This is a genomic window from Cellulomonas persica, from assembly GCF_007989825.1.
GTDB lineage: Bacteria > Actinomycetota > Actinomycetes > Actinomycetales > Cellulomonadaceae > Cellulomonas > Cellulomonas persica.
In genome coordinates, this window is the sequence record NZ_BJUA01000022.1 from 1 (window position 1) to 18708 (window position 18708).

An 18708-nucleotide genomic window follows, 5' to 3' on the forward strand; every position below is an offset into this window, starting at 1 on the left:
GCTGTCGCCCGGCGCAGCGCTGCGGGATGGATTGGGTGGGGAAGCGCTCGCTCAGCGAGCGCAACCCCACCCGCACGCAGCCAGGGCCGCCGCGAGGGCGAGCCGGAGTCGCCGCGAGGGCGAGGCGGGCGCGAGGCGGTGAGCAGATCAGCGCGATCGAGCCGAACGTGCGGTCCGGGCTTCGGTGAGCGCCGTGGGCCGGACGCCTCGGGCGGCCCGGGCGGGGGCGCGCGGACGCAGAGAGGGCCCGGCGCGGGTTGCGTCGGGCCCTCTCGGGGGTGCTGCGCTGCGCTAGCAGCGGGCGGTCATGCGGTGATCAGCGCTCGATCTCGCCGCGGATGAAGGCCTCGAGCTGCTCGCGGCCCTGGGTGTCCTCCATCTGGACCGGCGGCGACTTCATGAAGTACGTCGCGGCGGAGAGGATCGGGCCACCGACGCCACGGTCCTTGGCGATCTTCGCGGCGCGCAGGGCGTCGATGATGATGCCGGCCGAGTTCGGGGAGTCCCACACCTCGAGCTTGTACTCGAGGTTCAGGGGCACCTCGCCGAACGCGCGACCCTCGAGGCGCACGTAGGCCCACTTGCGGTCGTCGAGCCACGCGACGTAGTCCGACGGACCGATGTGGACGTTGCGGTCCTCCTTCTTGCCGGCCAGGGGGCCGTCGTGGAGGTTCGAGGTCACGGCCTGCGTCTTGGAGAGCTTCTTGGACTCCAGGCGCTCGCGCTCGAGCATGTTCTTGAAGTCCATGTTGCCGCCGACGTTCAGCTGGTACGTGCGGTCCAGGATGACGCCGCGGTCCTCGAAGAGGCGGGCGAGCACGCGGTGCGTGATGGTCGCGCCGACCTGCGACTTGATGTCGTCGCCGACGATCGGGACACCGGCGGCCTCGAACTTCGCGGCCCACTCCGGGTCGGACGCGATGAACACGGGCAGCGCGTTGACGAAGGCGACGTTCGCGTCGATCGCGCACTGCGCGTAGAACTTCGCGGCGTCCTCGGACCCGACGGGCAGGTAGCAGATCAGGACGTCGACCTTCGCGTCCTTGAGCGTCTGGACGACGTCGACGGGCTCGGCGTCCGACTCCTCGATGGTGGTCGAGTAGTACTTGCCCAGGCCGTCGAGCGTGTGGCCGCGCTGCACGGTCACGCCGAGCGGCGGGACGTCGGCGATCTTGATGGTGTTGTTCTCGGACGCGACGATGGCCTCCGACAGGTCGAAGCCGACCTTCTTCGCGTCGACGTCGAACGCCGCGACGAACTCGATGTCCTTGACGTGGTAGTCGCCGAACTGCACGTGCATCAGCCCGGGGACCTTGCCGTCAGCCGGCGTGTCGGCGTAGTAGTGCACGCCCTGGACGAGCGACGCGGCGCAGTTGCCGACGCCGACGATGGCGACGCGGATGGAGGTCATCCTCGCTCCTTCTCGGTGGTTCTGGCCGGAGCGGCGTGCTCGCCGTCGGCGGTGGACGCTGCAACGGTGCGGTGACCGGTGCCAGCAGGACGCGCGCGGCGGGCGCCACGCTCGTTGTCGATGAGTCCGTCGAGCCAACGGACCTCGCGCTCGGCCTGCTCCAGGCCGTGCCGCTGCAGCTCGAGCGTGTACTCGTCCATGCGCTCGCGGGTGCGAGAGATGGACTGGCGGATGGTCTCGAGGCGCTCCGTCAGGCGCGTGCGCCGACCCTCGAGGATCCGCAGCCGGGTCTCGGCGTCGGTCTGCGCGAAGAACGCGAACCGCACGTCGAAGTTCTCGTCCTCCCAGGCCGCGGGGCCTGAGGAGGCGAGCACCGACTGCAGGTGCTCCTTGCCGTCCGCCGTGATCTGGTAGACGATCCGTGCCCGCTTGCTGCCGACCGCGTGGGGGTCGGCGGGGGACTCGGTACCGACGATCCAGCCGCGCTCCGCGAGCGACTTCAGGCACGGGTACAACGACCCGTAGGACAGCGCGCGGAACGACCCGAGCACGAGGTTGAGCCGCTTGCGCAGCTCGTACCCGTGCATGGGTGACTCGTGGAGCAGCCCGAGGATCGCCGGTTCGAGCACGTCAGAACGACCGCGCATTCTCGGCACCTCCTCTAGGCTGTGTGGCCGTGCGTCCGCCTGGACGCGCCACGTGTGTCTCGCTCGATGTATCGACTCGTATGTATCACTGCGATACATCGAGCAGAGTAGGCGTGCACCCTCGTCGTGCACAAGTCGCCCAGTTCCGCCGGCGTGCGTCGACGCGACCCGGGCCGCACGGCGCGCGGAGGTGACGACGACGCGCGTCGGCGACCCGCCCGCGTCCCGCGCCCCTGGACGCCGGGTGTGCCGAGTGCCGATCGTGTGAAGGGTCGTGGGACGCCCCCGCCCTCGCCCACCTGCGGCAAGCCCGGTCGCGCATACTGGTCGGCGCGTCCGCTGACGCCTGCCCTCGTCACGCCTCGTCGTGCCGTGCGGCTCGCGGAACGGACGCCTCTCGTCGTCGTCAGGAAGGCAACACGTTGGCCGGCTCTTCTCGCGCCTCCGCCCCGCGGTCGCGTCGCAGCGCCCCGCGTGGCACAGGCGCCCGCCCCTCGAACGCCCCGAAGCGCAAGTTCTTCGACTACCCGCGTTCCGGCTACACCGGTCTGCACCGGTGGCTGCCGTCGTGGCGGTTCCTGCTCGGCTCGTTCCTGACGGTCGTGTTCCTCGGTGCCGGTGCGCTCGTCGCGGCCTACATCGGTATCAAGGTGCCCGCCGCGGGTTCCGAGGTGCAGTCGCAGACGACGACCGTGTACTACGCCGGCGGGCGCAAGGTCATGGGCACGTTCGAGGTGCAGAAGCGCCAGCTCGTCCCCCTCGAGACGCTCCCGGAGTACGTGGGCGGCGCGGTGATCGCCGCGGAGGACCGCACGTTCGAGACGAACTCGGGCATCTCCGTGACCGGCATGGCGCGCGCGCTCTACAACAACGCGACCGGCGGCAAGAAGCAGGGTGGCTCGACGCTCACGCAGCAGTACGTCGAGCGGTACTACGTCGAGAAGACGACGACCGACTACCTGGGCAAGTTCCGCGAGACGCTCCTGGCGCTCAAGATCACGCGCGAGCAGACCAAGGACGAGATCCTCGAGCGCTACCTCAACACCATCTACTTCGGCCGTGACTCCTACGGCATCCAGGCCGCCGCGCAGTCCTACTTCAAGGTCGACGCGAAGGACCTGACGATCTCGCAGGCCGCGCTGCTCGCGGGCATCATCCCGTCGCCCAACAACTGGGACCCGGCGGTGAGCCCGACGAAGTCGAAGGCCCGCTGGGACCACGTGATGGCGATGATGCTCGAGGACAAGCACATCACCCAGGCCCAGTACGACGAGGCGCAGTTCCCCGAGACCGTCGTGTACGAGCGGTCGGCGAAGTACACCGGGACCACCGGGTACCTGCTCAAGATGGTCGAGGACGAGATGGCGACCGAGGCCATCAACATCGACAAGGAGCAGCTCGACCGCGGCGGCTACAAGATCATCACCACGGTCCAGAAGCCGGTCCAGGACCAGCTCACGGCCTCGGTGCAGAAGCTGTGGGCCGGTGAGCTGACCAACGGCGAGACCCCGAAGAGCGAGAACCTGAAGGTCGCCGCGGCGTCCGTCGACCCGTCGTCGGGCGGGATCGTCGCGCTGTACGGCGGCAAGGACTTCCTCACGGACCAGGTCAACTGGGCCACCTACGGCAACGGCGTGCAGGCCGGGTCGACGTTCAAGCCGTTCACGCTCGTCGCCGCGCTCCAGTCGGGCATCCCGCTCGAGAAGCGGTACTCCGGCAAGTCGCCGATGAAGCTCGACGGCTGGGGCTCCGGCGACCAGACCGTCGGGAACTTCGGCGGGACGTCGTACGGGACGATGGACCTCGTCGACGCGACCGCCAACTCCGTCAACACGGTGTACGCGCAGCTCAACCTCGAGGTCGGCGCGGACCAGACCGCGCGGGTCGCGAAGGAGGCGGGCATCGACACGCCCGTCGACGAGGTCCCGGCGAACGTGCTCGGCACGGCGTCGGTGCACCCGCTCGCCATGGCGAACGCGTACGCGACGTTCGCGGCGCAGGGCGTGCGCCACGACGCGCACATCGTCGCCCAGGTGCTCAACGACGACGGCACGATCAACTACCAGACCGACGGCGGCCCGAAGCGCACGTTCGAGCCGGACATCATGGCGGACGCGACGTACGCGATGACCCAGGTGGTCCAGAAGGGCTCCGGCAAGCCGTACATCGCGCCGCTCGGCGTCCCGATCGCGGGCAAGACGGGCACGTCGACGGGGAACATCTCGGCGTGGTTCGTCGGGTACACGCCGACGATCGCGACGTCGGTCGCACTGAGCCAGGTGGGCGAGGACGGGTCGTCGCAGATCACGATCGAGCCGTTCGGACCGAGTCCGTACGGGGGACCGCTGACCGAGGTCACCGGATCGTCGATCCCGGCGCGCCTGTGGGCCGAGTACATGGGCCCCGTGCTCGAGATGGAGCAGTTCGCGAAGAACCGCGAGTTCCCGCCGCGAGCGAACGTCGGCGACAAGCCGACGTCGACGCCGACGCCGACGACCACGCCGACCCCCACCCAGGAGCCGACGCAGGAGCCGACGCAGGACGAGACCGTCAAGGTGCCGGGCCGGCTCGCGGGCAAGACGCAGGCCGACGCGACCGCGGCGCTGCTCGCCGCGGGGCTCGAGCCGGTGATCGTCTCGCAGCCCTCGGACAAGGTCGCGGCCGGGCGGGTGATCGCGGTCGAGCCGTCCGGCGGGACCAAGGTGCCCGTCGGCACGCAGGTCACGCTCGTCGTGTCGACCGGACCGGAGAAGAAGCCGGACCCGGAGCCCACGGGTGACCCGGGCACGGAGCCGACCGAGGCGGCCACGCCGCCGAAGGACGACTGAGGCTTCGTCACCCTGCGGCCGACCGGGTGGCCCCCGGCCGTCCACAGGATGACGATTTCGCCGGTCCCGAACGGGGCCGGTAGGCTAGAACACTGCTGTGCCTGAGTCTCGCCGCTGCCATCAGCGCGGGACGTGGGACGACGAGGGCTCCGGCCCCCGTCGACAGCGACGCATGAGAACCCTCCTGTCACGGAACGACCGTGACCGCTGAGACCAGAGGAGGTGGGTATGAGCCTGCGTCAGTACGAGATCATGATCATCCTCGATCCCGAGATCGAGGAGCGCACCGTCGCCCCGTCGCTCGACAAGTACCTGTCGGTCGTCAAGACCGACGGCGGCAACGTCGACAAGGTGGACATCTGGGGTCGTCGCCGCCTGGCCTACGAGATCAACAAGAAGGCCGAGGGCATCTACGCGGTCGTCGACTTCACCGCGGAGCCGGCCACGGCCAAGGAGCTCGACCGTCAGCTCGGCCTCAACGAGGTCGTCCTGCGCACCAAGGTCCTGCGCCGCGACGCGTGACCCGTCGGTGCGTACCGCCTAGCGTGCGCACCACATCGAAGGACAGAGCAGTTCGAGGATCGAGCGAGGAGCTGGCATGGCTGGTGAGACCGTCATCACGGTGATCGGGAACCTGACCGGGGACCCGGAGCTGCGCTTCACCCCGTCGGGTGCGGCCGTGGCCAACTTCACCGTCGCGTCGACGCCCCGCACGTTCGACCGCCAGAGCAACGAGTGGAAGGACGGCGAGACGCTGTTCATGCGCTGCTCGATCTGGCGCGAGGCAGCGGAGTCGGTCGCCGAGTCGCTCACCAAGGGCACCCGCGTGATCGTGACCGGTCGCCTCGTCCAGCGCTCCTACGAGACGCGCGAGGGCGAGAAGCGCACGGTCGTCGAGCTGCAGGTCGACGAGGTCGGCCCGTCGCTGCGCTACGCCACGGCCAAGGTCACCCGGACCCAGCGTTCGGGCGGCGGCGGTGGCTTCGGCGGCGGTGGCGGTGGCGGCTACTCCGGTGGCGGCCAGTCGAGCAGCGCCGGCGACGACCCGTGGGCCACGCCCGCGGGCGGCGGCGGTGGCGGCTACTCCGACGAGCCCCCGTTCTGATCCTCAGGTCCTTCGAGACCCCAGACACCACATCCCCGGGCATGGCAACGCCCGGGGCTCCACAGACAGGAGCACCGCGATGGCCAAGGCCGTTGTTCGTAAGCCCAAGAAGAAGCAGAACCCGCTCAAGGCAGCCAAGATCGAGGTTGTCGACTACAAGGACACCGCGCTGCTGCGCAAGTTCATCTCCGACCGCGGGAAGATCCGCGCTCGCCGGGTGACCGGTGTGTCCGTGCAGGAGCAGCGCGCGATCGCGCGTGCCGTCAAGAACGCGCGCGAGATGGCCCTGCTGCCGTACTCGTCGTCGGCTCGCTGAGAAGGAGGCCTGAAGATGGCGAAGATCATCCTCACGCACGAGGTCACCGGCCTCGGCGCCCCCGGCGACGTGGTCGAGGTCAAGGACGGGTACGCCCGTAACTACCTGATCCCGCGCAACCTCGCCGCCCCCTGGACCAAGGGTGCGGAGAAGGACATCACCGCGATCCGCAAGGCCCGCAAGGCCCGCGAGATCGCGACCCTCGACGACGCGAAGGCCGTGCGCGACTCGCTGCAGTCGAAGCCGGTCGTCGTGTCGGCCAAGGCCGGCGAGGCCGGTCGCCTGTTCGGCGCCGTGACCACCGCGGAGATCGCGGACGCGGTCAAGGCGTCGGGCGCCCCGGCGATCGACAAGCGCAAGGTCGAGATCGCGCAGCCGATCAAGGCCCTCGGCGAGTACACCGTCTCGGTCCGCCTCCACCCGGAGGTCGCCGCGACCGTGACCGTCAAGGTCGTCGCTGCCTGAGCTGACGCTCACCGCGGAAAGGCCCCGTCCCTCAACTGGGACGGGGCCTTTCCCGTCCCCACCCACTGACCCCAGCCCGCCACCCGGCACACGACCGCGGCAGCTCGAGCACGAGCGCGGTATCTCGGGCGCGAGCGCGGTAGATCGGGCGCGAGCGCCGGTTCGCTGGGACCGCGTTCGGGTCGGATGTACCGCGCTCGCGGACGCGGTTCGCGCGGCAGGGCGGGCTCGAGTGCCGGTGAGCGTCCGAACCGTGCCGTCGCTCCGCGCATGCGCAAGGACGAGCGCGGGAGCCGGGGCCCGACCGCGGTAGATCGGGTGTGAGGGCCGGTGGCCTGGGGCCGCGCTCGCGTCGGAGCTACCGCGCCCGGGGGAGCGTGCCCGTGTGGGAGGAGGAGCGGGGGACTGGCGGGGTCAGGTGCCCGTGACCATCCAGGCGGTGCCGCGGGCCCGGTAGCCGGTGGTGGCGGCGCGGGCCAGCATGAAGACTCCGCTGAAGGCGGCGGTGAGCCAGACCAGTCCTTCGGCGCCGGCGGGGGCGTACGCGCGCACGGCCAGGGCGACGGGCACGTAGACGACGAGCGTCACGAGCCCGGCCCACGCGAGGAACCGGCCGTCGCCGGCGCCGATCAGCACGCCGTCGAGCACGAACACCCACCCGGCGATCGGCATGCACAGACCGGCGACGAGCATGCCGACGACGATGGCGTGGCGCACCTCGTCGTCCGAGGTGAACAGCGGCGCGTACAGCGCGGCGGCGCCGCCGAGGACCAGCCCGAGCACGACGCCGGCACCCACTCCCCACTGCAGGGTGCGCCGCAGGATGCCGCGTGTGCGGGGGACGTCGCCCGCGCCGAGGGCGTGGCCGACGAGCGCCTGAGCGGCGATCGCGAGCGCGTCGAGCGCGAACGCGGCCAGGCCCCATACGGAGCTGACGACCTGGTGACCGGCGAGGGTCACGGCGCCCAGGCCGGTGGCGACCCACGTGGTGAGCAGGATCGCACCGCGCAGCGTCGCGGTGCGGGCGAGCAGGGGCAGGCCGTGGCGCGCGCTGGCCCAGATGCCGCCGGCGGCCGGACGCAGCGACGAGCCGGCCGTGCGGGCGCCGCGCACCACGACGGTCGCGAGCGCGACGGCCATGCCGAGCTGCGTGAGCGCCGTGCCTGCGCCCGAGCCGGCGATGCCGAGGTGCAGACCCCACACCAGGAACACGTTGAGCACGGAGTTCACGACCGCGCCGGTGACCGCCACGCCCAAGGGCGTGCGGGTGTCCTGCAGACCGCGCAGCGTCCCGGTCGCTGCCAGGACGAGCAGCATCCCGACGAGGCCCGGCGCGGACCAACGGAGATAGGTGACGGCCTGGCGCGCGGTCTCGTCGTCGGCCCCCATGACGCCCACCACCCACGGTGCCGCGATCCACAGGCCCGCTGCGAGGACGACCCCCAGGGTGAAGGCGAGCCACATGCCGTCCACACCGACCTGCAAGGCCCCGGGGCTGTCGCCCGCGCCGAGCCGCCGCGCGACCGAGGCGGTGGTCGCGTACGCGAGGAACACGCACAGTCCGACGACGGTCAGCAGCACGCTCGAGGCGAGCGCCAGACCGGCGAGCGCGGAGGTGCCCAGATGGCCGACGACGGCCGAGTCCACGAGGATGAACAGGGGTTCTGCGACCAGCGCCCCCAGCGCGGGGACGGCGAGCGCGAGGATCTGCCGGTCGAGCGTGACACGCGGCTGTCCGGTGGCTGAGATGGTTTCGACCCCCTGGCGTGCTCCACACCCGTTGAACTGTGTTAGCGCTCGTCATAGCGGCGAGTCGCGGGTTGTACCCACGCTATCCACAAGTCTGTCCACGGCCTGTGCACATCTTGATGCACAGGCGTCCCCACGCCGGTCCACAGGTTCCACGGCGTGTTTCCACAGGGGCTGAGGGCGATTCGCGCGGCGGGGTTCGCGGGTCCTAGTGTGCGCGGGAACCTTCCCATGGACCGGCCTGCGCCGGGCGTGTCGGAGGGCGGCGGTAGAACACGGGTTCGAGGGCTTCGTCCAGCGGGGATTGGGTGCGTAGGTGACGATCGAAGAGCTCGAGTACGGCATGCCGTCCGAGTCCGGCTCCGGACGACGCGAGTTCGACCGCACCCCACCGCAGGACCTCGAGGCCGAGCGCTCGGTGCTCGGCGGCATGATGATCTCGAAGGACGCCATCGCCGACGTCATCGAGCAGATCCGCGGCACGGACTTCTACCGGCCCGCGCACGAGATCGTCTACGACGCGATCATCGATCTCTACGGCCGCGGTGAGCCCGCGGACGCGATCACCGTCGCCGACGAGCTGACCAAGCGCGGCGAGATCGGCCGCATCGGCGGCGCGCCCTACCTGCACACCCTCATCGCGTCGGTCCCCACGGCGGCGAACGCGGGCTACTACGCGCGGATCGTGCGCGAGCGCGCGATCCTGCGCAAGCTCGTCGAGGCCGGCACGCGCATCGTCCAGCTCGGCTACGGCACCGACGGCGGCGACGTCGACGAGCTCGTCAACAACGCGCAGGCCGAGGTCTACGCCGTGACCGAGCGGCGCTCGTCGGAGGACTACCTGCCGCTGTCGGAGATCATCGGCGGGACCGTCGACGAGATCGAGGCCGCCGGCCACCGCGGTGAGGGGATGATCGGCGTCCCCACCGGGTTCTCCGACCTCGACCGCCTGACCAACGGCCTGCACCCGGGCCAGATGATCGTCGTCGCTGCCCGTCCGGCCATCGGCAAGGCCCTCGCGCTCGACACCCCGCTGCCCACGCCCGCAGGCTGGACGACGATGGGGGAGGTGCGGGTCGGCGACCAGCTCCTCGCCGCCGACGGGACCCCGACGACCGTCGTCGCCGCCACCGAGGTCATGGTCGACCGCCCCTGCTACCGGGTGACGTTCGACGACGGCACGACGATCGTCGCGGACGCGCAGCACCAGTGGGCGACCCGCACGCGTGCCGACCGCCGCCAGCGCGACGGCGGGACGCCGAGCATCTGGACGACGGAGGAGATCCACGGCACGGTGCGCTGCGCGACGGCCGATCGCCGGGCGAACCACTCGGTCGAGACCGCGCGCCCGTTGCAGCTCCCGGACGCCGACCTTCTCGTCGACCCTTACCTGCTGGGCGTGTGGCTGGGTGACGGCTACGCCGCCTCGGCCCGCTTCACGAGCGCCGACCCCGAGATCGCGATGCACATCGAGGGCCGCGGTTACGAGGTCCGCTCCGCGCCGACGATCGGTGTCGCTCGCCTCTACACCGTCTCACTCCCCAAGGAGGAGATCGAGGCCCGGACGTGCGAGGTCTGCGGCGCCTCCTACGTGAATCCGCGCCGCCAGGTCCGGACCTGTGGGCAGTCGTGCGGCGGCAAGGTCAAGACGAAGTCGGTCGGTGCTCCCGTTCCCACGTGCCCCGACTGTGGGCGTGAGACCTCCGGCCTGCGCCGCTGCCAGGAGTGCCACTCCGCGCACGGCACGGTCCAGGGTCGGCTCCGGACGCTCGGCGTGCTCGGCAACAAGCACATCCCGGCCCCGTACCTGCGGGCGAGCGAGCGGCAGCGGCGCGACCTGCTCGCCGGCCTGCTCGACGCGGACGGCACAGTGAACCCCACGGGTAGCCCGCAGATCACGCTCACCGACGAGCGCCTTGCGCGCGACGTCCGAGAACTGGTGCACTCCCTCGGCTACCGCACCGGTTGGTCGACGCGCACCGTTGCGGGTCGCTCCGAGGCGACCTCGACGGCGTTCACCATCACGTTCACCACCGACGACGACGTGTTCAGCCTCGAGCGCAAGAAGCTCGTGCACAAGCAGCGTCGTCGGCCCTCGACCCAGCGCTTGCGGCAACGGTTCATCGTGTCGGTCGAGCCCGTCGAGTCTGTCCCGGTCCGATGCGTCGAGATCGCGCACCCGTCGCACCTCTACCTGGCGAGCGAGGCGATGGTGGCGACCCACAACTCGACGCTCGGCATCGACATCGTGCGGTCGGCGTCGATCAAGCACAACATGTCGTCCGTCGTGTTCTCGCTCGAGATGAGCCGCAACGAGATCGTCATGCGACTACTCTCCGCCGAGGCGCGCGTGCACCTGCAGAAGCTGCGCACCGGTCAGATGGGCGAGGACGACTGGGCGAAGATCGCCCAGACCATGGGCAAGGTCTCGGGCGCACCGCTGTTCATCGACGACTCGCCGAACATGTCGCTCATGGAGATCCGCGCCAAGTGCCGGCGCCTCAAGCAGCGGCATGACCTCAAGCTCGTCGTCATCGACTACCTGCAGCTCATGACGTCCGGCAAGCGCGTCGAGTCGCGTCAGCAGGAGGTCTCCGAGTTCTCGCGTGCGCTCAAGCTGCTCGCCAAGGAGCTCGAGGTCCCCGTCATCGCGATCTCGCAGCTGAACCGTGGTCCGGAGCAGCGCACGGACAAGAAGCCGCAGATGAGCGACCTGCGCGAGTCCGGGTCGATCGAGCAGGACGCGGACATGGTGATCCTGCTGCACCGTGAGGACGCCTACGAGAAGGAGTCGCCGCGCGCGGGCGAGGCCGACCTGATCGTCGCCAAGCACCGCAACGGCCCGACGGACACCATCACCGTCGCGTTCCAGGGCCACTTCAGCCGCTTCGTCGACATGCAGGCCTGACCCTCCTGCGTCACCGGGTCGGGGCCTCGTCGCGCGCCGGCCGACGAAGGGCCCGCTCGTCGTGCCCGGACGCGGGTCTGCGGTGAGGCCGGGGGCGACGTACCGTCGAAGCCGTGCCTCGTCCCGTCCCGATCCGCCCCCGACCCGGGCAGGAGTCCGTGTGGGACTACCCGCGGCCCCCGCGTGTCGTGGCATGCACGGCCGAGCTCGCTGTCGTGCTCGGCGGCGAGGTGGTGGCACGGACGTCCTCGAGCTGGCGCGTGCTGGAGACGAGCCACCCGCCGACGTACTACCTGCCCCGGTCGGCGTTCGTCGCGGGGTCGGTGCGCGACGCCCCCGGAGCGTCGTGGTGCGAGTGGAAGGGGCAGGCGGCGTACGTCGACCTCGTCGGCGGGGGGAAGGTGGCGCTCCGTGCAGGGTGGACGTACCCCGACCCCGCGCCGGGTTACGAGGTGCTGGCGGGCGCGATCGCCGTGATGCCGGGCGCTGTGGACCGCTGCACGGTCGACGGCGAGGTCGTCCAGCCCCAGGAGGGGGGCTTCTACGGCGGCTGGATCACCTCGGACGTCGTCGGACCGTTCAAGGGCGGACCGGGCACCCAGGGCTGGTGACGGCCGTGGCCGGGACGCCCGTCGTCCACGCACCGCCCGGATCGTGGAGCGCGGTGGGCCTTGCGGAGCCGCGTACGGGGACGGGACCATCACGTCCGACGAGCGCACCAGCGTTCTCGAGTGCGGGGTCACACCCTGGGGGGCGGAGCAGCGGTGGGTACGAGGTCGGGCGGGACGTCGACGGTCACCGGTTCTGTGCGAGAACGCGCCCGCGGGTCCCTCGGGCCGGCCGTGTGGCGGTTGCGTCGCGAGTGGCAGTGGCGCCGGTCCGGCGTGCGGGCGCGGCTGGACCGCGTGGCGGTGGACGGCTTCGAGCACGCAGTAGCGGCTCATCGCACCCCGATCTTCCGTGAGCTGGCCGGTGTGGACCGTCGGCTGCAGGAGAACAAGGCGGTGAACCTCGCGATCGCCGCCGCGCGGCTGGACGGCAGCGCGTTGCGGCCGGGACAGCGGATGTCGTTCTGGCGGGTCGTCGGGCGACCGAGCTACCGGCGCGGGTTCAAGGACGGCCTGGTCCTGCGGCAGGGCGAGGTCGACGAGGGCGTCGGCGGCGGGCTGTGCCAGATGACGAACCTCCTGTACTGGATGACGGTGCACTCACCCCTGACCGTGGTCGAGCGTTGGCGGCACACCTATGACGTCTTCCCGGACAACGGCCGCACCCAGCCCTTCGGCAGCGGCGCCACGTGCTCGTGGCCGGTGCTCGACCTGCAGATCGAGAACCGCACCGCGGCGACGTTCCGGCTCTCCCTGACGGTCGAGCAGACCCACCTGGTCGGGGCGTGGACCAGCGACCAGGCTCCGCTGCACACCTTTGAGGTGTATGAGGCCGCGCACGAGATGAGGAACGACCTGCCCGGCGTCTTCACCCGTCACAACGTCCTGCGGCGGCGGGTGCTCGACCTGGCCGGGAACGAGGTGGACGACGAGTTCCTCGCGGCGAACCAGGGCCGGCTCATGTACCAGCCGTTCCTGGAGGCCGGCACCGGCTAGCGTCGTCCGCGCACGTCGTCGAGCACCACCCTGTGGTCGGTCGCGGTCTCACGACGATCTCCCGTGGGCCCGCCGAGGGGCGAGGACCCGCCGCCGCTGGCAGGGACGGTGACCAGGAGTGGTGATGTGATGTGCGCATGGAGCTGCCTCGCCACGCAAACGGCACGCCGCTGTTCCCGGTCGCACACCCGCTGGCCCCCGGGGCCCCGCTGACGTCGTCGTGCACCGGGACCGACGCATGAGCCGCGTCGTCGTGACCGGCGGGAGCGGCAAGCTCGGTCGCGCGGTCGTCGAGCACCTGGCGGACCACGGGTACGACGTGGTCAACGTCGACGCGGTGCTCCCGCCGGCGGACCAGCCCGCGCTTTTCACCCGCGTCGACCTCACCGACCTGGGCCAGGTGACCGAGGCGTTCACGGGCATCGACGACCGGTACGACGGCGTCGACGCGGTGGTGCACCTCGCGGCCATCCCCGCGCCGGGGCTGCGCCCGAGCGGTGCGACGTTCGCGAACAACGTCGTCGCCACTCACCACGTGTTCAGCGCTGCGCGCCGCGCCGGCATCAAGAACGTCGTCTGGGCGTCCAGCGAGACGGTCCTCGGCCTGCCGTTCGAGACGCCGCCGCCGTACGTCCCGGTCGACGAGGAGTACGCCGTCCGACCGGAGAGCACGTACTCCCGGTGAAGCGCCCGATCGAGGGTCGCGAGACGCTCCTGTCCATCGACAAGGCACGTCGCCTGCTGGGGTACGACCCGCAGCACACGTGGCGCGACGAGGTCTGACGTTCCGCGGCCGGGCGTCGAGCCGTCACCCGGCGTGCACCCACCCGGTCCGCGCGGGACAGAAATGCCTGGTCAGCGGAGGTGCCACGCGACAGACTCGGCGCGTGACCGACCGGAGCTGGCGCGTCCTGCGCGCCCCCGAACCCCCCGCGGACCTCGACCACCCCGACGCGTGGGCGCTGCACGCGTTCAGCGACGTCGAGCACGAGCGCGAGGCCGCCGTGTGGGGCTGGACCGACCAGTGGGCGCCGCCGTGGGTCATGCACGGCGTGGTCCGTCATCAGGAGTACGACCGCAAGCAGATGCTCCTGGTGGTGCGCGACACGCACCCCGAGGGCGCCCCGCCGGAGCCAGCGGACGTCGTCGGGGTCGCGCTCGTCGTCGTCGGTCGCGAGGCCAACACGCACCTGCTCTGGGCCGGGCCGCTGGCCGTGCGTCCCGCGCACGCGCACGACGGCGTGCTTGACGTGCTGCTCGCGGGGATCGAGGAGGAGGCCGCAGCGCTCGGCTGCACGACGGTCGTCTTCACGGCACCGCACGCCCCGGAGCCGCCCGCGGGGCCGGGCGTGCTCGAACCCCGCACGGGTGCGGGTCGCGTGCCGGTCGACTCGCCCGAGGCGGTCGTCGCGCGCGAGCGCGGCTACGTGCTCGAGCAGGTCGGCCGCCACTCCACGCTGTACCTGCCGGTCCCGGCGCCGGTGCTCGACCGGCTCGGCGACGACGCCACCGCCACGGCCGGCGACGCCTACCGGATCGTCACGTGGCGCGACGAGGTCCCCGAGGACCGTCTCGACGACCTCGCACGGCTGTGGACCCGGATGAGCACGGACGTGCCGCTCGGCGAGGTCGACTACGACGAGGAGCCGTGGGACGCCGACCGTGTGCGCAGTCACCTCGTCGGCCTCGCCGACCGGCAGCAGCACGTGCTGCTCGCGGTGGCCGAGCACGTCGGGTCGGGTGAGCTCGTCGCGTTCACGGTGCTCCAGGTCCCGTTCCCCGAGGTCCCGTTCGGGTTCCAGGAGGACACGCTCGTGATGCGCGAGCACCGCGGGCACCGCCTGGGGATGCTCGTCAAGGTCGCGAACCTGCGTGCGCTCGCCGCGTGGCGGCCGGGTGTGGAGCGGATCCACACGTGGAACGCGCAGGAGAATGCCCACATGCTCGCGATCAACGTGGCGCTCGGCTTCGTGGCGGACGGCGTCGCGGCCGTCTGGCAGAAGCACCTGGAGTGAGCGCATGACAGCACCTGGAGTGAGCGCATGACGACGCTGCCTGGCGGGCTCGAGCTCCGCACCGCCCGACCGTCCGACCTCGACCAGATCGGCGCGCTGCTCGTCGATCGAGGCGACGAGGCGGACGCGCTGGACCACCGGCTCGTCGTGGAGGGCGAGCTCGGGTGGGACGCGTGCGCGGTCGTCGTGGACGGCGATCGAGTGGTCTCGACCGCGACCCTGCTCGACGAGACGGTCCGGGTCGGGGACGTCGTGCTGCCGGCGGGTCAGGTCGAGCTGGTGGCGACCGACAGGGCGTACGAGGGTCGCGGCCTGGTCCGCGCCCTGATGGCCTGGGCGCACGACCGCTCGCGCGAGCGCGGTCACCTGCTCCAGGTCATGATCGGCATCCCGTACTTCTACCGGCTGTTCGGCTACGAGTACGCCGTCGACATCCCCCGGGCCCGAGCGCTGCGGGAGCCGCCGCAGCCGGGGTCGGCTCGTCGCGAGGCATCGACCGGATCGGTGCTGCGTGAGGCGACGACGGCCGACATCCCGGCCCTCGTCGCGCTGCAGGATGCGGCCCAGGCCCCGTACGACGTGGCGATGCCGCACCCGGCGGACCGCTGGCGCTGCCTGCTCGCGCACGAGGCCAGCACGACGAGGGTCCTCGAACGCGACGGCGTCGTCGTCGCGTCGGCCCGGACGGGCGTCCCCGACGACGGGCTGCTGGTCGCGGAGGCGGCCGCGACGGACCCGACAGCGGCGGACGACCTGCTGGACGCGCTGCGCGGGCTGGGCGAACCGCTGACGATCGTGCACCGACCGCTCACGGTGCCCGGACGGGCATGGTCGGGGCTCCTCGAGCCCGCCGGGGCCGACGCGACCCAGTACTACGTGCGCCTGGAGCGTCCCGAGCTCGTGCTGGACGCGCTGCGACCGGTGCTCACGGCACGCCTGCGTGCTGCGGGGCTCGGTCGGGACGTGGTCATCTCGACGTTCGGCCGCCACTACCGGCTGCCGTGGACCGCCGACGCCGGGCTCGGCCCGGTCGAGGTCGGCGGCCCCATGCAGGCGCCCGGTGTGGTCCAGGGCGCGGGTGTGGCGCCGGACCGCCTCCCCGCACTGCTCTTCGGACAGCTCGGCATCCGGGGACTGGAACGGCGCCACCCCGACGTCTACGCACCGGACGCCGAGTTCTTCGGTGCCCTGTTCCCGGCGCTCACCGCCGACCTCCTGACCTACTACCTCCCGTGGTGAGCCTGCACCCCGTGGTGAGCCTGGACCGCGACCGCGCGACAGGTGCCGACGTCAGCTCGGCGCATCGGGCAGGTCGGCTCGAGCCTCCGCGTGCTGTGCCGCGGGTCGGGCCTCGTGGCCCGGGAGGCCGCGGGTCCGTTCCCGCTCCTTGAGCTGCGCCTCGAAGACGTGCCGACGCCCGCCCATCGTCGCGTCGCGGACGGCACGCTCGGCGTCGGCGAACGCCTGGTAGTACCCGGCGTCGAACTCCTCGACGAGCTGGAACGTCCAGCGCCCGTCGACCACGTTGCGTCCGACGACCTCCGTCCGCAGCGCCTCGGCGAGATCGGGACGGCCCGCGGCCTCGAGCTGGTCGAGGGCCTCGGCGAGCTCCTTGTCCGCACGGCCGACGAGGCGGTGGAACGCGTACAGCATCCCGCGCGCGTGCTCGATCACCTCGAACGCCGCGGTGACCCCGCCGACCGCTTCGACCAGCTCGTCGGAGACCCCCGCGGGGGCGATGTGGTCCTCGTCGGGTCCGTCATGAGGTGACGTCATCGCGCCATCGTCGCCCGGAACGGCCGTCGTCGCCCGGCGGCCGACGATCCGCCCGGACCCCGGCCCCGGGGCGCGACGCGGCAAGGCTCGACGAACAGTGGTGCCAGGCGACGTCCCGTTCCGGTGTGGCCGAGCGCCGTGCAGGCGGCCCGGATGGCGCGGCGGGGTGCGCGCGCCGACGATGGACGACGAGGCACGACCGTCGACGCACGGCAGGAGCGCAACGATGAGCGACACACCGCAGGACCCGGACGCCGGTGCTCAGGAGGGCGGTTACGGGTACCCGCCGCTCGAGCAGGAGGTCACCCGCGAGGTCCTCGAGGGCGGTGCCGAGTCCGACGAGGACGGCGGGACCGACGACGCACCGGCGCCCGGCGAGCTCGCGGAGGAACCGACCGCGACCGAGCCGACCGACTGAGCGACCGGCTCATCGTCGACCTCCCCGCACCCGCGGACCAGCACCCCCGTCGCCGCGCTGCCGACGACCAGGGGGACCCGCCCCGACGGGGTGGGCGAGCCCTGACGAGCGTCTCGGTCGTCATCCCCGTGCGGGACGACGCCGAGGCGCTCGACGCCTGCCTCCAGCGTCTCGCCCGGCAGACGGTGCGCCCGCTCGAGGTCGTCGTCGTGGACAACGGCTCGACCGACGCCTCCGCGCGCGTCGCGGTGAACCACGGCGCGCGTGTCGTCGTCGAACCGCGACCCGGCATCCCCGCCGCGGCCGCCACGGGGTACGACGCCGCCGCCGGTGACGTCATCGCCCGCCTCGACGCCGACTCCCTGCCCGGGCCGCGGTGGGTCGAGCGCATCGCGACCCGGATGAGCGACGAGCCGGACCTCGACGCGCTCAGCGGCACCGGCCGGTTCACCGACCTGCGCCCGATCCCGGGTGCCGTCGCGACCGCGGTCTACCTGGGCGCGTACTACGTGCTCGGCCACCTGGCGCTCGGCCACCCGCCGCTGTGGGGCTCGTCGATGGCCGTGCGCCGCAGCGCGTGGTGCGAGGTCCGCCGAGCCGTGGCCAGGGATGACGCCGAGATCCATGACGACCTGGATCTCGCGTTCGCGCTCGGGCCCGAGCGCCGGGTCGTGCTCGACCGCGAGCTGCGGGTCGGCGTCTCAGCGCGCTCGCTGCGCGGGGCGGCGCAGCGGCGACGACGGTTCGGCCGCGCGCGCCGCACTCTCCGGCGCAACTGGCGCCGCCTCCCGCCGTGGAGGCGCTGGCGGCTGCGCCTCAGCCGCTGAGCGCCCGGCCGGGCGGGTCCCGGTCGTCGCCCGGGACGGCGCACCACCAGGAGGAGGCGGCCACCAGGCCTCGGGCGCCGAGCCCGTCGGGCCGCGTGTCGGGACGCGCGTCGTCGGGGAGCGTCGGCCCCGCCGTCACCGCGGGTCGGACCGTGACCGCGGGTCGGACCGTGACCGCGGGTCGGACCGTGACCGCGGGTCGGACCGTGACCGACGCGGCGGTCCGAGCAGCCGTTCGACGAGGCGGGTGTCGCCCGGCCACGCCTCGAGCAGGACCTCCCGGGGGACGGTGCGGGCGGCGTAGCGCAGGGCGAGCGCGACGACCACCACGTCGTCGAGGGGCCCGACGACCGGGAGGAACTCGGGGACGAGGTCGATGGGCGAGAGCACCCACAGGCCGGCGATCGTGACGGCGACCTTGGCCCGGAGGGGCACGGCCGGGTGTCGGCGCAGACGCCGCACGGTCGTCACGCATGCGGGCAGGAACCGGGCAAGCTCCTTGAGAGTTCCCTCCGGCAGGCGGCGGGCGAGCAGCAGCAGAATGCCCCACGTCGCGACCAGCGCCGCGACGCCGACCGCGACGACCTCGAGCCAGCCCCTCGTCGTCATGGAACGATCGTGCCTCGTCGTGGGAGTGGT

Annotated in this window: 17 protein-coding genes and 1 pseudogene; 13 read left to right on the top strand and 5 right to left on the bottom strand. The window is 71.9% G+C overall.

Going from position 1 to position 18708, the window contains the following annotated elements:
- Positions 1-316: 316 nt before the first annotated feature.
- Positions 317-1411 carry an inositol-3-phosphate synthase gene (locus CPE01_RS15150; protein ID WP_146807648.1) on the bottom strand — a complete coding sequence of 365 codons (1095 nt, stop codon included), beginning with the start codon at positions 1409-1411 and terminating at the stop codon, positions 317-319.
- A complete protein-coding gene (locus CPE01_RS15155; RefSeq protein WP_146807649.1) occupies positions 1408-2058 on the bottom strand; it encodes a PadR family transcriptional regulator in 651 nt (216 codons plus the stop codon). Before CPE01_RS15155 ends, CPE01_RS15150 begins: the two co-directional genes overlap by 4 nt.
- Positions 2059-2480: 422 nt before the next feature.
- On the opposite strand from CPE01_RS15155, the gene CPE01_RS15160 reads away from it, so the two are divergent.
- The 5 genes from CPE01_RS15160 (at position 2481) to rplI (ending at position 6772) form a co-directional block, all read left to right on the top strand.
- The gene (locus CPE01_RS15160) at positions 2481-4886 is read left to right on the top strand and encodes a transglycosylase domain-containing protein (RefSeq protein WP_146807650.1); all 2406 of its coding nucleotides are present in this window, start codon (positions 2481-2483) and stop codon (positions 4884-4886) included.
- A gap of 228 nt (positions 4887-5114) precedes the next feature.
- Positions 5115-5408, top strand: a complete 294-nt coding sequence (gene rpsF / locus CPE01_RS15165; RefSeq protein WP_146807651.1) for a 30S ribosomal protein S6 — start codon at positions 5115-5117, stop codon at positions 5406-5408.
- A 76-nt stretch (positions 5409-5484) separates the two neighbouring features.
- The gene (locus tag CPE01_RS15170) at positions 5485-5991 is read left to right on the top strand and encodes a single-stranded DNA-binding protein (RefSeq protein WP_146807652.1); all 507 of its coding nucleotides are present in this window, start codon (positions 5485-5487) and stop codon (positions 5989-5991) included.
- A gap of 79 nt (positions 5992-6070) precedes the next feature.
- A complete protein-coding gene (rpsR, locus tag CPE01_RS15175) occupies positions 6071-6307 on the top strand; it encodes a 30S ribosomal protein S18 (RefSeq protein WP_013885186.1) in 237 nt (78 codons plus the stop codon).
- Between the two features lie 15 nt (positions 6308-6322).
- Positions 6323-6772: a 50S ribosomal protein L9 gene (gene rplI / locus CPE01_RS15180; protein WP_146807653.1), complete on the top strand. Its 450-nt coding sequence runs from the start codon at positions 6323-6325 to the stop codon at positions 6770-6772.
- Positions 6773-7186: 414 nt separating this feature from the next.
- Here the strand turns inward: rplI and CPE01_RS15185 are convergent, their stop codons facing one another.
- Complete coding sequence (locus CPE01_RS15185) at positions 7187-8521, bottom strand: MATE family efflux transporter (protein WP_146807654.1); 1335 nt, start codon at positions 8519-8521, stop codon at positions 7187-7189.
- Positions 8522-8837: 316 nt separating this feature from the next.
- Here CPE01_RS15185 and dnaB point away from each other — a divergent pair, with 316 nt between their 5' ends.
- The 6 genes and pseudogenes from dnaB (at position 8838) to CPE01_RS15215 (ending at position 16287) form a co-directional block, all read left to right on the top strand.
- Positions 8838-11429, top strand: coding sequence for a replicative DNA helicase (gene dnaB, locus CPE01_RS15190; protein WP_371862016.1), 2592 nt, complete (start codon positions 8838-8840; stop codon positions 11427-11429).
- A gap of 113 nt (positions 11430-11542) precedes the next feature.
- Positions 11543-12040, top strand: coding sequence for a DUF427 domain-containing protein (locus CPE01_RS15195; RefSeq protein ID WP_146807655.1), 498 nt, complete (start codon positions 11543-11545; stop codon positions 12038-12040).
- 195 nt (positions 12041-12235) lie between these two features.
- A complete protein-coding gene (locus tag CPE01_RS15200) occupies positions 12236-13033 on the top strand; it encodes a VanW family protein (protein WP_146807656.1) in 798 nt (265 codons plus the stop codon).
- Positions 13034-13271: 238 nt separating this feature from the next.
- A pseudogene (locus tag CPE01_RS15205) lies at positions 13272-13712 on the top strand (NAD-dependent epimerase/dehydratase family protein); the annotation flags it as partial.
- A gap of 208 nt (positions 13713-13920) precedes the next feature.
- A complete protein-coding gene (locus tag CPE01_RS15210; RefSeq protein ID WP_146807657.1) occupies positions 13921-15048 on the top strand; it encodes a GNAT family N-acetyltransferase in 1128 nt (375 codons plus the stop codon).
- Positions 15049-15075: 27 nt separating this feature from the next.
- On the top strand, positions 15076-16287 hold the full coding sequence (locus tag CPE01_RS15215; RefSeq protein WP_146807658.1) for a GNAT family N-acetyltransferase: 1212 nt from the start codon (positions 15076-15078) through the stop codon (positions 16285-16287).
- A gap of 51 nt (positions 16288-16338) precedes the next feature.
- On the opposite strand, the gene CPE01_RS15220 is transcribed toward CPE01_RS15215, so the two are convergent.
- On the bottom strand, positions 16339-16824 hold the full coding sequence (locus tag CPE01_RS15220; RefSeq protein ID WP_146807659.1) for a hypothetical protein: 486 nt from the start codon (positions 16822-16824) through the stop codon (positions 16339-16341).
- Between the two features lie 226 nt (positions 16825-17050).
- Here CPE01_RS15220 and CPE01_RS16850 point away from each other — a divergent pair, with 226 nt between their 5' ends.
- Together CPE01_RS16850 and CPE01_RS16855 are read left to right on the top strand one after the other, a co-directional pair.
- Positions 17051-17242, top strand: coding sequence for a hypothetical protein (locus CPE01_RS16850; RefSeq protein WP_186811579.1), 192 nt, complete (start codon positions 17051-17053; stop codon positions 17240-17242).
- Positions 17243-17370: 128 nt separating this feature from the next.
- Positions 17371-18069, top strand: coding sequence for a glycosyltransferase family 2 protein (locus CPE01_RS16855; RefSeq protein WP_246783988.1), 699 nt, complete (start codon positions 17371-17373; stop codon positions 18067-18069).
- A gap of 135 nt (positions 18070-18204) precedes the next feature.
- Here CPE01_RS16855 and CPE01_RS15230 read toward each other — a convergent pair whose 3' ends face one another.
- The gene (locus CPE01_RS15230) at positions 18205-18678 is read right to left on the bottom strand and encodes a YkvA family protein (protein ID WP_146807660.1); all 474 of its coding nucleotides are present in this window, start codon (positions 18676-18678) and stop codon (positions 18205-18207) included.
- Between the last annotated feature and the right edge of the window lie 30 nt (positions 18679-18708).